Here is a 14,575-nt window from a genome sequence, read left to right as displayed (position 1 = left end):
AGTGCCCGTGGGAGTCTGGCTGCTGAACAACTTCTCCATGCTGTCGCTCGTGGCGATGGTCGTCGGCGGAATCCTGGCCCTGTCGCTCGCCGGCAGCGAACTGGCGCACCGCCGCTGGCCCTCCCTCGCCGAGGGCGCGCACAACGACATGGTCGGCGTGGTGCTCAGCGTCTTCGGCGCGATCTACGGCATCATCCTCGCGTTCGTCGTGGTGACGCTCTGGACGCAGCTGGAGGAGGCCGAGACGGTCGTCTCCACCGAGGCGTCCGACCTGGAGCAGGTCGTGCGGAACGTACGGGCCTTCCCACCCGCCGAGCGCAGCCAGATGGAGGCCGCCGTCAGCGTGTACGTCCACGCGGTGGTGGAGCGGCAGTGGCCGCTCATGCGCGCGGGGAAGGCCGAGCACACCGTCACCCAGCGCCAGATCGACGGGATCTACGCCGTCCTCCAGGCGTACGAGCCGGACGACGGGCCGCAGCGGGCCTTCTACCGCGAGTCCATCACGCACCTCAACGACGTGGTGGCCCAGCGCCGGGCCCGGCTGACCCAGTCCCACCAGGAACTGCCCCCGCTGCTCCAGGTGTTGGTGTACGGCGGCGCGCTGGTGATCATACCCCTGACCTTTCTGTACGGCAACAGGAGCCGCAAGGTCCGGTTACTGTTCGTCGGCGCCATCGCCGCCCTCATCGGCTTCAGCCTGCTGCTCGTCCTCGTGCTCGACCGCCCGTTCGCGGGTGGGATCAGTGTGAGCCCGGAGCCCTATGCGGAGGGCACGCTGGCGCAGTTCTGGTGAGGCGGGACGTCCCGGGGCCGCTCGGCCGGGGCGTACTGGGCTTCGCCGTGGCCGAGCGACCAGTCGGCCGACGCGTTCTCCAGCACGGTGACGAACACGTTCCGCGGCTCGGTGCCCGCGTACTCCTCGGCGAGTTCGGCGATCCGCCGGTACAGGGCGCGCTTCTGGTCGGGTGTGCGTCCGGCCCGCATGGTGATCACGACGTAGACGATCCCGTCGTCGCGGCGCACGCCCAGATAGGTCCCGTGCCGCAGCGTGCTGCCGGTGCCGTCGTGACTGGTCAGGATCTGGAAGTGGTCGTCGGGCGGAATGCCGATCGTCTCCACCAGCGCGGCGTGGACGGCCCGCCCGAGCGCGTCGAGGCGCGCCCCGTCGGCGCGCAGGGCGTCTATGCGGACGAGGGGCATGGCGGGACTCCTTCTGGAGGTGCGGTGCGCCCGGGGCCGGGCCGGATCGTGTACATACTAGTAGGTACACTATCCGGCCCCGCTCGGCCATGGCGGCCTCGGGCCCACGGCCGGGAGGAGGACTCACCCCGCCACCAGCAGACGCACCGCCAACGCCGTGATCACCGCGCTGGACGTCAGCGCCGTGACGAGGCGGCCCCGGCGGCCCGTCAGGACGCGGCCCAGGAGCGCCCCGCCCCCGGCGAGCAGCAGTTGCCAGCTCGCGGAGGCCACGAAGGCGGCGAGCGTGAACACCGCCTGCCCGAGGCGGTCCGGGTCCGCGCCGGACCCGCTGCCCACCACGAGCGCCGCGAAGTACACGACGGTGGTGGGGTTGAGCAGGGTGATGCCGAGGAAGGCGGTGTACGCGCGAGCCGGGGTCGGCGGGGCGCCGTCGCGGGGCGCGGCCGTGCGCGGGGCGCGGTACCGGCGGACGGCCGCCGTGGCCGCGCGTGCCGCGAGGACGACCAGGACGCAGGCGGAGACCCAGCGCAGCGGGCCCATCACCGGTGCGACGACAGGGGCCGCGGCGGCCCCCGCGACGGTGGCGACCAGGGCGTACAGCCCGTCGGCCGTCGCCACCCCGAGGGCGGCGCACGCCCCCACCCGCCACGACGTCCGGGCGGTGAGCCCCACCAGATACGTCGCGACCGCTCCCACCGGCATGGCGATGCCGTACCCGGCGACGAGCCCCGCGACCAGGTGCCCGTTCACCGGAGCGGCGGCGCGGACCTCCACGGACGGCCGGGCTGCTGCTGGCCACGCGCCGGACGGTCGGCGGGGGCGAGCGGCAACGTGGGTGTGGGTGCGAGGACCATGCGCTGAGCTTGCGGCCCCGGCAGGGGGCCGGGCAACCGGTTTTCACCCCCTGGCCGTCCGGCCGTCCACCCGCCGCCCTGCCGTCTAGCAGACCGGACGCGACGGCCTGTTGGCCGAGCGCACAAACCGCGCGCGGAATCCCTGGACGGCTGCCGCATGCCCCTGTCCGGTCGGGGCCCGACGCTGGGCGTGACCGGTCGCGCCGCGAGCGACCGCGCAGGAAAGAGGGAGACTTCATGCGACGTGGGACAACAGGTGGGACCACACGTGGGACAAGAGGTGGGACCACAGGTGGAACAAGGCGCGGGACACGCCGGAGGACGAGCGGTGTCGCCGCTCTGGCGGTCACCGTCTCCTTGCTGACGGCTCCGGCCGCGTCGGCCACGGCACCGGGGTGTGACGTGAAGCCCGTCCGGGCGGCGCTGAAGGAGCTGGCGCGGGCCGGTGCCTCGGGGATCGGCGTGGCGGTGAAGAGCCCTCGCTGTGGTCTCCTGACCAGGGGCGTGGGCCTCGCCGACCTCAGGACGGGCCGCGAGGCGACCGGCCGCGAGCACAGCCGCATCGCCAGCAACACCAAGGCCTGGACGGCCACCGTCGTGCTCCAGCTCGTCGGCGAAGGCAGACTCGGGCTCGACGACACCGTTGACCACCACCTTCCCGGTCTGGTCCGGTCCGGGCCCTACGACGGGCGCAGGATCACGATCCGGCAGCTGCTCCAGCACACCAGCGGCCTGCCCGACTACCTGGACGCGCCGTTCTGGGACGACGAACTGGCCCACCGCTGGGACCACGTGGACCCCCTGCGGACGGTCAAGCAGGCGCTGACCCTGCCCCCGCCCGAGGACGAGCCCTTCTCGTACTCCAACACCAACTACAACCTGGTCGGACTGATCGTCACGAAGGTCACCGGGCGCGGCATCGGCACCGAGATCACCGAGCGGATCGTCAAGCGCCTGGGACTGCGCGGCACGTACTGGCCCGGCGACCGGACCACGCTCCCTGAGCCGGACCTGCGCAGCTATGTGAAGCGGTCCGGGAAGCTCCTCGACTGGACGGAGTGGAACACCTCCGGGGCCGACGCGTCGGGCGCGCTCGTCTCCACCGGTGCCGACGTCACCGCGTTCTGGTCCGCGCTGATGTCCGGGAAGCTGCTGGCCCCGGCCCAGCTGGCCGAGATGAAGCGGACCGTCCCCGACCCCACGGAGCGGGGCGCGCGCTACGGCCTGGGCGCCGAGCGCCACGAGCACACCAAGGGCTTCGTCACCTGGGGGCACAGCGGCTTCATGGAGACCGGCCACAAAATCAGGAACGCCGTCACCGACGACGGCCGCCGGGCCGTGACCCTGCTCGTCGGCTCCGAGGAGTTCGACGAGGCGAGGGTGGACTCCGTCCTGCGCACCCTCATCCGCGACCTCCGCTGACCGGGCCGCTGACCGAGCGCTGACCGGGCCGAACCGTCAGGAGGGCGAAATGGCCTGAACGGTGCGACGGGCCTTGACATCCGCCCCCGCCGCCGCGACGCTCCAACTCGCTCGTGTTAACGCTAACACCGGGCCGGGGCACGCCCCGGGCGCACCCGGTGCCGCTCGGTACACGCCGGTACAACCCGGGGGACGACCCGGGACGCACGGGACCCACTTGGGGGCCGCCCATGTCAGGTACCACGCCCACCGCGCCACCCGCTCCGGCACGTCGCACGCTGATCACCGGCGCCGCCGCGGCCGCCGCCGGAGCCCTCGCCACGGCCTGCGGCACCGCCACGGGCCAACCCCGGGGCAAGGTGGGCGTGTTCGGGGACAGCGCCGCCTGGGCCGCGCCGATGACGGCCGCGGGCAAGGCCATGCAGGACGTCGCGGGGCTGCGGCTCGTCCCCGAGGTCAACCCGCTCCTCGAATCCTTCGAGCAGGTCGTCAAGTCCTCGCTGCGCACCCGCAAGACCCCGGACCTGCTCAAGTACTGGTCCGGCTACCGCCTCAAGGACCTGGCCCGCACCGGCGGCGTCGTCGACCTCTCCGCGGCGTGGGACCGCGCCGAGCGCAAGGGCTGGGCCGACCCCTCGCTGCGCTCCGCGTTCACCGAGCGGGGGCGCGTCTACGGCCTGCCGATGAACCTCGCGTACTGGGTGGTGTTCCACAACCCCGAGGTGTTCGCCGAGCACGGCCTGAAGCCGCCGCGCACCTGGGACGACTTCCTCGCCGCCTGCGCCCGGCTCAAGCGCAACGAGGTGACGCCGCTGCACGGCACCGCCGACGGCCGCTGGCCCGCCTTCATCTGGTTCCAGGAGGTCCTCAGCCGCCAGGACCCGCGCTTCTACGACGACTTGATGAACGGCCGCGCGCGCTACACCGACCCGCGCGCCGAGCGCGCCCTGCGCACCCTGGTCTCTTTCTTCGACCGGGACTGGTTCACGCCGATGGACATGAACCACGTCGACGCCGCCGCGGCGCTCGTGCACGGCAGGGTCGGCATGGTGCCCTGCGGCACCTGGCTCGGCTCCACGCTCGTGGCCGCGGGCGCCGAGCCCGGCAGGAACATGAGCGCCTTCGTCCTGCCCATGGCCGAGCCCGGGGCCCGCCCCAGCGTCGTCTTCGAGTCCAGCGCCCTCGTCGCCACCGTCAAGGGACCCGACCACGACGAGGCCGTGCGGGCGACCGGAGCCTGGCTGCACCCGGCCGTGATGAAGGCCTTCTCGCACACCCTCCAGGACGGCTGCCCCAACCCCCGGGTCACGCCCGCCAACCCGGTGATCGCCGCACTCCAGAAGAAGGTCCGCGGCGACCGCCTGTGGCTGCTCAACCGCTTCTGGGAGCAGGGCCCGCCCGAACTCGTCGAGGCCACCGTCGACGACCTCGCCGGATTCCTGCTCGACCCCTCCTCGTACCGGAAGGTCCTGCGCACCATGCAGGGCCGCGCCGACGAGGCCTGGAAGGTGTGGCGGGAGGCGGGCGAGACATGACCGGGACCGTGACCCCCGCAGGGACGCCGGCGCGCGGCGCCCGCGAACGCCGCGTCCGGCGCCGCGTGCCCCTGCGCACCCCGCACCACGCCGTACGCCCCGGCGCCCGGCTCGGCGGGCCGCTGACCGCGCTGCCCTGGGCCCTGCCCGCCTTCGCGTTCGTGGGCGTGCTGCTCGTCTACCCGTTCCTGCGCAGCGTGTACGGCAGCTTCTTCGAGGACAACGGCTTCACGAGCAGCTACACCGGGCTCGACAACTACACCCGGCTCGCCGACGACCCCGTCTTCGGCCGCTCCCTGCTCAACACCCTGATGTGGGTGGCCGGGACGCTGCTCCTGCCGGTGCTCGCCGGGCTCGTCATCGCCCTGGCCACGCACCGCCTCCGCTGGGGCGGCGTCGCCCAGCTGGTGATCGTGCTGCCCTTCGCGATCTCCGGGACCGCCACCGCGGCCCTGTGGTACTTCATGCTGACCTCCGACGGCGCCGTCAACCAGGCCCTGCGCGCCGTCGGCCTCGACGCGTGGGCGCAGACCTGGCTCCTGGAGTGGCCGCAGAACACCCTGGCGCTGATCGTCGCGAGCACCTGGCAGGCGACCGGCCTGAACGTGGTGCTCTTCGCCATCGGCCTGCGCGCCATCCCCCGGGACACCGTCGAGGCGGCCCAGCTGGACGGCGCGAGCGGCTGGCGCATGTTCCGGTACATCACGGTGCCGCAGCTGCGCGCCGTGACCGTCGTCGTGGTCGGCATGGCCATCGTCAACAGTCTGAAGGCCTTCGACATGATCTGGATCCTCACCCAGGGCGGCCCGTCCCGCTCCTCCGAGACCCTCGCCCTGACCATGTACCGCGAGACGTTCCGCCTCTTCCACGTCGGCTACGGCTCGGCGATCGCCCTCGTGCTCTCCGTGGTCGTCGTCGCCTCGTCCTGGCTCTATCTGAGCCGCCAGATGCCCGACACGGGCTGGTCGAGGGCCTGAGGGAGGGATTTTTCATGGCGGATGCGCCGCAACCATCAATTGAGGAACCACGATGGCGGGAGTGGGGTCCGCGAGAGCGGCGGCGGTTTAGCCGCATAGGACTGCACGCCTTCGTCGCCGGGTGCGTCGCGCTCTGGCTGCTCCCGCTGTACCTGCTCGTCGTCAACGCGCTGACCCCCGTGGCCGCGTACGAGGGCAAGCCCGACTGGACCTTCCAGGGCTTCGCGCTCGTCGACAACGTGAGGACGGCCTGGGACGAGGCGGGCATCGGCGACAGCTTCCAGGCCTCGCTCCTGTACGCCGTCGTGTGCGGCCTGCTCGCGGTGCTCGTCGCGGCCATGGCGGCGTTCGCGGTGGTCGTCCTGCCGATCCCGCGGCCCGCCTTCTGGTTCTGGCTGATCTACTCCGGGACGCTGTTCCCGCTGCAGGTCTTCCTCGCGCCGCTGTTCGGCCTGTACGCGGACGCCGATCTGTACGACACCCGGCTCGGCCTGATGCTCGTCTACGTCGCCTGGGCGGTGCCGTTCGCCTTCTTCCTGATCCGCAATCAGATGACCACGATGCCGCCCGAGTTGACGGAGGCGGCGCTCATCGACGGGGCCTCCTTCACTCGCGTCTTCTGGCGCATCCACGTGCCGCTGATGCGGTCCGGGCTCGGCGCCGCCTTCCTCTTCCAGTTCACCGCAGTCTGGAACGACCTGCTGCTCGGGCTCACCCTCAGCCGCAGCCGCGACGTCCAGCCGGTCATGGCCTCGCTCGCCACCCTCCGCGCCACCTACGCCTCCAGCGGGCCGCCCGTGATCCTCGCGGGCGCCCTCGTCGTGTCCGTGCCCACGCTGCTGCTGTTCCTCGTGTTCCGCGGCCTGTTCCTGCGCGGCATGGCCGCGTCCGTCCGCTGACCGCCCGCCACCCGGGGAGATCCGCATGACCACACGGGCCCTGGTCCGCACCGCCGACTGGGACAACGACCGCGTCCGCGCCAGCCTGCGCTCCGACGTGGTCGGCGCCGAGGGCACCCTCGACGGCGCCGCGCTCCGGCTCAGCGAGGAACCCCTGCTGCGGGAGGCGGCCGACGGCACCCTGCTCCAATCGCTGCGGATCGACCCCGTGGACGGCGCCCGGGTCCCCGCCGAGTTGGCCGTACGCACCGCCTCGGGCACGGCGGTGCGGGCGGAGCGCGTGGCCGGGCCCGGCGGCGGCGCCCGGCTCCTGGTGCCCGCCGTGGACACGGCGACGCGCCTCACCGTGGGCCTGCCGCAGGGGGCCGACGGGATCGCCGTCCAGCTGACCCCGCAGCGCCGCTGGACGGTCCACCTGGTGCACCACTCGCACCTCGACATCGGCTACACCGACCCGCAGGGCCAGGTCCTGAACGAACACCTGTCGTTCCTCGACTCCTGTCTGGAGCTGACCCGGGCGACCGACGACTGGCCCTCCGAGTCCCGCTTCCGCTGGTGCGTGGAGTCCCTGTGGTCGCTGGGGCAGTGGGCCGACGCCCGGCCCGCCGAGCAGGTCGAGGAACTGCTGCGCCGCGTACGGGAGGGCCGCATCGAGCTGACGGCGATGCCGTTCAACCTGCACACCGAGACCTGCTCCACGGACGAGCTGCACGAACTGCTGCGCCCGGCCCACGAGCTCCGTGAACGCCACGGCATCACCCTCACCTCCGCGATGCAGACCGACGTGCCGGGCGCGGTCGTCGGGCTCGTCGACGCCCTCGCCCAGGCGGGCGTCCGCTATCTGTCCGTCGCGCACAACTGGGCGGGCCGCTCCGTGCCGCACCTCGTCGGCGGCGAGCTGTTGCCCCGCCTCTTCCGCTGGCGCGCCCCGAGCGGCGCGAGCGTCCTGGTGTGGGTCACCGACACCCCGCACGGCCTCGCCTACATGGAGGGCCCGCTGCTCGGCTTCGACACCGCGTACGCGGACGTCGACGACCTGCTGCCCGCCTACCTCACCTCGCTGGCGACCCACCCCTACCCCTACCGGGGCGGCATCTTCGGCTGGGCCATGGACCACGTGGACGTCAAGCGCGAACCGTACCCGTGGGACGTGCTCCACCTGCGCGTGCAGGGCAAGTTCGGCGACAACGCGCCGCCGCGCCGCGTCATCGCCGAGACCGTGCGCCGCTGGAACGAGACCTGGGCGTACCCGCGCCTCAGGCTCTCCCGCAACGAGGACTTCTTCCGTGACGCCGAGGCCAGGATCGGCGACGGGATCCGCACCTTCGAGGGCGACTGGACCGACTGGTGGGTGGACGGCGTGGGCGCGGGCGCGCGCCCGCTGTCGCTCGCCCGCACCGCCCAGTCCACGGTCGCCGACGCCCAGACCATCGGCACGTTCGCCGCTCTCCTCGACGCCACGGGGGCCGAGGACGACACGCGTGACGCCGCCGGGGTGTACGAGGCGGTGTCGCTCTTCGACGAGCACACCTGGGGCGCCGGCGACCCGTGGACGCACGGCGACGAGGGCGGCCACTCCGGCGAGCACCAGTGGCACTGGAAGTACGGACAGGCGATGCGCGCCCACGACGACGGCGCCGCGCTGCTGCGCCGCGCCTCGGCCAGGCTCGGCCAGCGGCTCGCCGCCGCGCCCGGCGCCCTGGCCACGTACCACGTGGTGAACACCTGCTCCTGGCCGCGCACCGACGTCGTACGGATCTTCCTGCCGGAGAGCACGGTCCCGCTCGACCGGCGGGTCACCGTGCACGACGCCCGCGACGGCCGCCCGCTGGCGCACGAGGAGCGGCCGCAGACCAACGACGACCACCGCGACGCGGGCCGCTTCCTGCTGGTCCGCGTGGACGAGGTGCCGTCCGCCGGTTCGGTGCGCCTCGACGTACGGGCCGCCGCCGGGCGGGCCGAGCCAGGCGCCGCGCCCCCCGTCGCCAAGGCCGCCACCGGCTGGAACCCCACCGGCGGCACCGAGCGCGAGGACCCCGCAGAGAGCGCCGCGCGCGCCGCCGCCCACCCCGACCCCACGCTCCTGGAGAACGAGTACCTGGCCGTCCGCGTCGACCTGGCCCAGGCCTGCGTGGCCTCGATCATCGACAAGTCGACCGGCCGCGAGCTCGTGCGCGCCGACGCGATCGTCGGCTTCAACGGATACGTCCACGACAGCTACACCACCGCCGGGGCCTTCAACCACAACTCCAGCCGCACCACGGCCTCCGAGCGCCTGGAGCACCTGGGGCGGCGTGCCGTCGCCCCGCCCGCCGCGCTCATCGGCCGCACCTCCACGGCGACCGCGGAGTCGATCACGTACGAGACCCGTCCGGTGGGCGCGAACCGCCTGCGGGTCACGCTCACGCTGCCGCGCGGCGTGCCCCGGCTAGACGTCGAGAACCGCCTCGACAAGGACCGGACCCTCGGCAAGGAGAGCGCCTACTTCGCCTTCCCCTTCGCCTTCGACCACCCCGTCGTCCGCATGGAGGCCTCCGGCGGAGCCACCGGCACCGGGCTCCCGGTGGTGCCGGGCTCGGCGCGGCACATGCGGGCCGTGCGCCGCTGGGTGACCCTGGCCGACGACGGGCTCGCGGTCGCCTGGTCCACGCAGGACGCGCCGCTCGTGCAGTTCGGCAACATCGCGCTGCCGTACGCGCCGTTCCCCAGGACGCTCGGGCACGACGAGCCCGCCACCGTCTTCTCCTGGATCCACAACAACCTGTGGGACACCAACTTCCCCAGCGAGCAGGGCTTCGCGTTCACCTTCCGCTACAGCGTCGCCTGCGGTCCGACGGCGACCGGGCTCGGGACCCGGACGGCGGCGGCGTGGAGCAGGCCGCTGCGGGCGGTGCGGGCCCGGGGCGCGACGGGGGACGCCCCGGCCACGCACTGCTTCGCCGCCCTGGACGACCCGCGGGTGCGCCTGGTCGGCGCCACCACGCCCCGGGCGGGCGAGACGCTGCTGCGGCTGCAGTCCTTCGCCGAGGAGCCGGTGGCGTGCCGGGTGCGGATCGGCTTCCCCGCGCGCGCCGCCCACCGGGCGGGCTACCTGGGCGGCAGGGGATCCGAACTCCCCCTGGAGGACGGGGAGGTGAGCGTCGACGTGCCCGCCCTCGGCACGGCGGCGGTCCTGTTCGTGCGCCGGTGAGAGCCGGCCCGTCGCTGCCTCGGCGGTAAGGAGATGGTGTGTACCGGCTCGACCCGCGTTACGGCCCCGCGCCCGGGGCCGTCCTGGCCACCGGCTGGCCCGCCGTGGCCGCACGACTGCCCGGCGGTCCGCGGACGGTGGCCGTGGAGGGGCCCCCGTCCGTGGACTTCGACCGCCTCGCCGCCCGGCTCGCCGCGCACCTCGCCGGGCCCGTGCGGACCCTGGACGTGCGCGCGCACTACGCGCCGCCGTCCTCGGTGCGCGCGCGCACCGAGGACGGCACCGGCGACCCGTACTACTGCAAGCTCGCCGCCAACCCCCTCAGCGACCTCTTCGACGAACTGCCGCGCGCGGCCGGGGCACCGGACGCCCTGTGCCTCGTGTACGGCCCGGGCGCGTCCCTCGTCCCGCACGACGTCCTGTGGTACGCCGACGTGCCCAAGCGGTACGCGGAGGCCGCCGTCGCCGCGGGCACCGGCCGCAACCTGGGCCTGCCGCACGAACCGGGCGACCTGCGGCGGCTCTTCTACGTCGACTGGCCCGTGCTCGACCGGCACCGCGACAGCCTCGCCCCGCGCGTCGACGCCTGGCTCGACGTCCAGGACCCCGACCGGCCCGTCCACCTCGACGGCGACGGCCTGCGCGCCACCCTGGCCCGCCTCGCGCGCAGGCCGGTGCGCACCCGCCCGTACTTCAACTCCACGCCCTGGGGCGGACACTGGGCGCGGCGGCGGCTCGGCTTCGCCGCGGGCGCGCGCAACACGGCGCTGGGCTACGAACTCATCGCCCCCGAATCCGGCGTCCTCATCGGGACGGGCCCCGACCGCCAGGCCGAAGTGCCCTTCCAACTGCTGTGCGTCCTGCACCCGGAAGAGATGCTCGGCGCCGACGCGCACGCCCGCTTCGGCACCTCCTTCCCGATCCGCTTCGACTACCTGGACACCGTCGACGGCGGCAACCTGTCCGTGCACTGCCACCCGCGCGAGCGGTACATGCGGGAGCGCTTCGGCTGGCCCTACACCCAGCACGAGTCGTACTACCTGACGCTCGGCGGACCCGACCGGCGCGTGTTCCTCGGCCTGCGCGAGGACGCCGACCCCGACCTGTTCCGCAAGGAGGTCGAGGAGGCCGCGGAGGACGGCGTGCCCATGGACCCCGAGGACCACGTCCTCACCTTCCCCGCCGAACAGGGCCGGCTCTTCCTCATCCCCGCGGGCACCCCGCACGCCAGCGGCGCGGGCAACCTCGTCCTGGAGATCAGCGCCACGCCGTACCTGTACAGCCTGCGCTTCTACGACTGGCTGCGCCCCGACGCCGACGGCAGGCCGCGCGCGCTGCCCTACGCACACGGCCTGGCGAACCTGGACACCGTCCGGCGCGGCGACGCCGTCGCCCGCGACCTCGTCCAGGAGCCGCGCGCCCTGCGCACGGGCCCGGGCTGGCGCGAGGACCTCATCGGCGCCCTCGACGAGATGTTCTACGAGGTGCGGCGCTTCACCCTGGACGCCGGCGCCGAGGCCACCGACGACACCGCGGGGCGCTTCCACGTCCTGAACGTCGTGGAGGGCGAGGGCGTGGAGCTCCACACGGCGGCGGGCGCCTCGCATCCGCTGTCGTACGCGGAGACGCTGACGGTGCCCGCGGCCGTCGGCCCGTACCGCATCGCCGCGCGCGGCGGCCCCGTGCGGGTCGTCAAGGCGCTGGTCCGCGCGCCCGCCGCGGGCCGCTCATGACAGCCGTCCTGGAGCTGGGCGGCACCCATGTGACGGCGGCCCTCGTCGAGGCGGCCCGCGTCGTGCGCCGGGTGCGCCGCGGCGTCGACGCGCGCGGCAGCGCCGAGCACGTCCTCGGCGCCGTGGTGCGCTGCGCCACCGACCTCGACGCGGCGCCGGGCGAGGTGTGGGGCGTCGCCCTGCCGGGCCCCTTCGACTACGACAAGGGCGTGGCCCGCTACGAGGGCGTCGGCAAGTTCGACGACCTGTACGGGATCGACGTGGGCTCCGTCCTGCTCGACGGCGTCTGGCCCCGGCCCGGGGGCGTGGCGTTCCTCAACGACGCGCACGCCTTCGCGCTCGGCGAGTGGCACGCGGGCGCCGCGCGCGGCCACCGCAGATGCGTCGGCGTCACCCTCGGCACGGGCGTCGGCTCGGCCTTCCTCGCCGACGGCGCCGTCTGCCGCGACGGCCCCGGCGTGCCGCCGCTCGGCCGCGTCGACCTGACCCGGGCCGAGGGCCGCCCGCTGGAGGGCACCGTCTCGCGCCGTGCCGTCATCGCCCGCTACGGCGACCGTGCCGCGGACGTGCGGGACATCGCCGCCCGTGCCCGCGCGGGCGAAGGCCGGGCCGCCCGCGTCCTGTACGAGTCCCTGCGTCCCCTCGGCGCCGTCCTCGCACCGTACGTGCGGGACTTCGGGGCCACGGCGCTTATCGTGGGCGGCGGCATGGCCGCGTCCTGGGACCTCGTCGGCCCCGCGCTGCGCGACGGCCTGGGGGACACCCCGGTCGCGCTGCGCGCGGCCGCGCTCGGCGGGGACGCGGCGCTGGTGGGGGCGGCGCTGTACGCGCGGCCGCGCTAGGGGAGCCGGCGGGGGGATGCCCCGCCGCGACGGGGGACACCGTGCAGCGGGGGGAACGGAAAGGAAGGCCCGGATGCCCGGAACTCCGCACGAGCCCGAGGGCGGGACGGGAGCGCCCGCGCGCGGCCCCGCCCCGCGCGAGTCCAGGAGCGGCAAGGCCACCCTCCGGGACGTCGCCGAGCGCGCCGAGGTCAGCGCGATGACCGCGTCGCGGGTGCTGCGCGACGACCCCCGGGTCCACCCGGCCACCCGCGACCGGGTCCGTGCGGCCGCCGCCGCGCTCGGCTACCGGCCCAACGAACTGGCCCGCCGCCTGCGCCTCGGCCGGGGGACGGGCCTCGTCGGCCTGGTGGTCACCAACCTCGCCAACCCCTTCTACTCCCGGCTCGCCCTCGGCGTCGACTCCGTGCTCGCCCCGGACGGACTCAAGACGGTGATAGGCAACACCGGGCAGGACCTGGACGCCGAACGGGACCTGGTCGAGGACCTGGTGGGCCGCCGCGTGGACGGCATCATCGCCGTGCCCGCGGGGGACGACCAGCGTCATCTCGCCGCCGCGGCCGCCGAGGGCGTCCCCGTGGTCCTCGCCAGCCGCCCGCCCGAGGGCTTCGCCGCGGACTGCGTCCTGGTCGACGACTTCGGCGGTGCCCGCGCCGCCACCGCGCGCCTGATCGCACGCGGCCACCGCCGCATCGGCTTCCTCGGCTCGCCGCCGACCGTCTACACCGGCACCGAGCGGCTGCGCGGCTACCGCTCCGCCCTCGCGGACGCGGGCCTGACCGTCGACGAACGGCACGTCCGCCAGGGCCAGACCCGGCCCGGCCAGGCGGAGCGCGCGGCCACCGAACTCCTGGGCCTGCCCGACCCGCCCACGGCCCTGTTCTGCTCCAACAACCGCAACACCATAGGGGCGTTCCGGGCCCTTCGCGCGCGCCGCACCGACACCGCACTCGCGGGCTTCGACGACTTCGAACTCGCCGACGCCCTCGGTCTGCCCCTCACCCTGGTCGCCTACGACAGCGACGAACTGGGCCGCGAGGCGGGCCGGTTGCTCCGCCACCGCATGCGCGGGCGCGACCCGGCCGACGGCCCGGTCGCGGCCGCGCGACGGGTGGTGCTCCCCACCGAGCTGGTCGAGTACGGCGACTGACCCGAGGGAGCTGGACGCGCCCTCAGCAGGTGAACCCGGGAGCCTCCCGGGTCAGCACCCCCGTCGTCGGCTCGATCGACCACGTCGCGCGCAGCTCGTCGGCGAGCGCGGAGACCAGCTTCGGCACGTCCTGGGGAGCGGTGTCGTGCAGGGCCTCCGCGATGATCAGCACGTCGGACGTGGTGGTCCGCACGGCCGAGCGGCCGCTCTGGCGGTTGGTCCAGCGGCGGGAGTGGGCCCGGCCCCGGCCGTCGGCGAAGACGACCTCGCCCGCGTCGGGCCGCTCGACGCCGCCGGAGAACGTCTCGTAGGCCTCGTCCCCCGTGGCGTACCGGACTTCGAGGTCCCCGCCGACGCGGGAGAGGTCGAAGACGCCGACCGGGATGCCGTACGCGAGGGACACGGCGTTGCACAGGTCGATGAGCGGGTGGATGCGCGGCAGCGAGCCGTCCTTGCGGAAGCGCCGCAGCAGGGACTCCGAGGCGCAGCGGTACTGGGTGGGCTTGATCCCGAGCGTGGAGAACGCCCGCCGCCAGGCCTGGACTTCGGGGAAACCGCTCTCCGGAGCGGCGGCGAGCCGCTCGGCCGCCGCCGCCGCGTACCGGGCGACCGGCGCGTCGACCGGGACGTCCGGGGTGATGCCACGGGCGTGGAGGACGCCGGGGACCAGGGCCGGGAAGTCCCGCCACAGGGCGGGCTCATGCTGGAAGTACACGGTGATTCCCATCGGCAGAGGGGGAGGGGGAGGAGGAACGGGAGGGGAGGCGAGG

12 protein-coding genes are annotated in these 14,575 nt (G+C 74.2%); 9 read left to right on the top strand and 3 right to left on the bottom strand.

Annotated features, from left to right (window positions below; translation table 11 throughout):
• Positions 1-7 precede the first annotated feature (7 nt).
• The gene (locus C9F11_RS04470) at positions 8-793 is read left to right on the top strand and encodes a DUF4239 domain-containing protein (protein ID WP_138958016.1); all 786 of its coding nucleotides are present in this window, start codon (positions 8-10) and stop codon (positions 791-793) included.
• Here C9F11_RS04470 and C9F11_RS04465 read toward each other — a convergent pair.
• Together C9F11_RS04465 and C9F11_RS04460 are read right to left on the bottom strand one after the other, a co-directional pair.
• Positions 760-1,200: a tautomerase family protein gene (locus tag C9F11_RS04465; RefSeq protein ID WP_138958015.1), complete on the bottom strand. Its 441-nt coding sequence runs from the start codon at positions 1,198-1,200 to the stop codon at positions 760-762. The genes C9F11_RS04470 and C9F11_RS04465 overlap by 34 nt on opposite strands.
• A 123-nt stretch (positions 1,201-1,323) precedes the next feature.
• Positions 1,324-1,953 (bottom strand): LysE family transporter, encoded by a 630-nt coding sequence (locus C9F11_RS04460; protein ID WP_249402137.1) that lies wholly within the window; start codon positions 1,951-1,953, stop codon positions 1,324-1,326.
• A gap of 506 nt (positions 1,954-2,459) precedes the next feature.
• On the opposite strand from C9F11_RS04460, the gene C9F11_RS04455 reads away from it, so the two are divergent.
• The 8 genes from C9F11_RS04455 (at position 2,460) to C9F11_RS04420 (ending at position 13,805) form a co-directional block, all read left to right on the top strand.
• Entirely contained in the window at positions 2,460-3,479 is a 1,020-nt protein-coding gene (locus C9F11_RS04455) for a serine hydrolase domain-containing protein (protein ID WP_249401593.1), read from the top strand.
• Positions 3,480-3,709: 230 nt separating this feature from the next.
• A complete protein-coding gene (locus C9F11_RS04450) occupies positions 3,710-5,014 on the top strand; it encodes an extracellular solute-binding protein (protein WP_138958013.1) in 1,305 nt (434 codons plus the stop codon).
• Complete coding sequence (locus C9F11_RS04445; protein ID WP_138958012.1) at positions 5,011-5,991, top strand: sugar ABC transporter permease; 981 nt, start codon at positions 5,011-5,013, stop codon at positions 5,989-5,991. The genes C9F11_RS04450 and C9F11_RS04445 overlap by 4 nt, the downstream gene beginning before the upstream one ends.
• A 14-nt stretch (positions 5,992-6,005) precedes the next feature.
• Positions 6,006-6,890 carry a carbohydrate ABC transporter permease gene (locus C9F11_RS04440; RefSeq protein WP_138958011.1) on the top strand — a complete coding sequence of 295 codons (885 nt, stop codon included), beginning with the start codon at positions 6,006-6,008 and terminating at the stop codon, positions 6,888-6,890.
• Positions 6,891-6,915: 25 nt separating this feature from the next.
• A complete protein-coding gene (locus C9F11_RS04435) occupies positions 6,916-10,080 on the top strand; it encodes a glycoside hydrolase family 38 C-terminal domain-containing protein (RefSeq protein ID WP_138958010.1) in 3,165 nt (1,054 codons plus the stop codon).
• A gap of 38 nt (positions 10,081-10,118) precedes the next feature.
• Positions 10,119-11,813 carry a class I mannose-6-phosphate isomerase gene (locus C9F11_RS04430; protein ID WP_138958009.1) on the top strand — a complete coding sequence of 565 codons (1,695 nt, stop codon included), beginning with the start codon at positions 10,119-10,121 and terminating at the stop codon, positions 11,811-11,813.
• The gene (locus tag C9F11_RS04425) at positions 11,810-12,655 is read left to right on the top strand and encodes an ROK family protein (RefSeq protein ID WP_138958008.1); all 846 of its coding nucleotides are present in this window, start codon (positions 11,810-11,812) and stop codon (positions 12,653-12,655) included. Before C9F11_RS04430 ends, C9F11_RS04425 begins: the two co-directional genes overlap by 4 nt.
• A gap of 73 nt (positions 12,656-12,728) precedes the next feature.
• Positions 12,729-13,805, top strand: coding sequence for a LacI family DNA-binding transcriptional regulator (locus C9F11_RS04420; protein WP_138958007.1), 1,077 nt, complete (start codon positions 12,729-12,731; stop codon positions 13,803-13,805).
• Positions 13,806-13,827: 22 nt separating this feature from the next.
• On the opposite strand, the gene C9F11_RS04415 is transcribed toward C9F11_RS04420, so the two are convergent.
• Positions 13,828-14,532: a phenylalanine--tRNA ligase beta subunit-related protein gene (locus C9F11_RS04415; RefSeq protein ID WP_212767798.1), complete on the bottom strand. Its 705-nt coding sequence runs from the start codon at positions 14,530-14,532 to the stop codon at positions 13,828-13,830.
• Positions 14,533-14,575 lie beyond the last annotated feature (43 nt).

Source organism: Streptomyces sp. YIM 121038, assembly GCF_006088715.1.
Taxonomy (GTDB): domain Bacteria; phylum Actinomycetota; class Actinomycetes; order Streptomycetales; family Streptomycetaceae; genus Streptomyces.
Note: the sequence above shows the minus strand (reverse complement) of the source record. Positions and strands in the feature narration are given on the sequence as shown.

Coding starts and splice junctions, on each gene's coding strand:
- C9F11_RS04465 (WP_138958015.1), bottom strand. CDS start 1,200: ATGCCCCTCGTCCGCATAGACGCCCTGCGCGCCGACGGGGCGCGCCTC.
- C9F11_RS04450 (WP_138958013.1), top strand. CDS start 3,710: ATGTCAGGTACCACGCCCACCGCGCCACCCGCTCCGGCACGTCGCACG.
- C9F11_RS04440 (WP_138958011.1), top strand. CDS start 6,006: ATGGCGGATGCGCCGCAACCATCAATTGAGGAACCACGATGGCGGGAG.
- C9F11_RS04435 (WP_138958010.1), top strand. CDS start 6,916: ATGACCACACGGGCCCTGGTCCGCACCGCCGACTGGGACAACGACCGC.
- C9F11_RS04445 (WP_138958012.1), top strand. CDS start 5,011: ATGACCGGGACCGTGACCCCCGCAGGGACGCCGGCGCGCGGCGCCCGC.
- C9F11_RS04415 (WP_212767798.1), bottom strand. CDS start 14,532: ATGGGAATCACCGTGTACTTCCAGCATGAGCCCGCCCTGTGGCGGGAC.
- C9F11_RS04420 (WP_138958007.1), top strand. CDS start 12,729: ATGCCCGGAACTCCGCACGAGCCCGAGGGCGGGACGGGAGCGCCCGCG.
- C9F11_RS04425 (WP_138958008.1), top strand. CDS start 11,810: ATGACAGCCGTCCTGGAGCTGGGCGGCACCCATGTGACGGCGGCCCTC.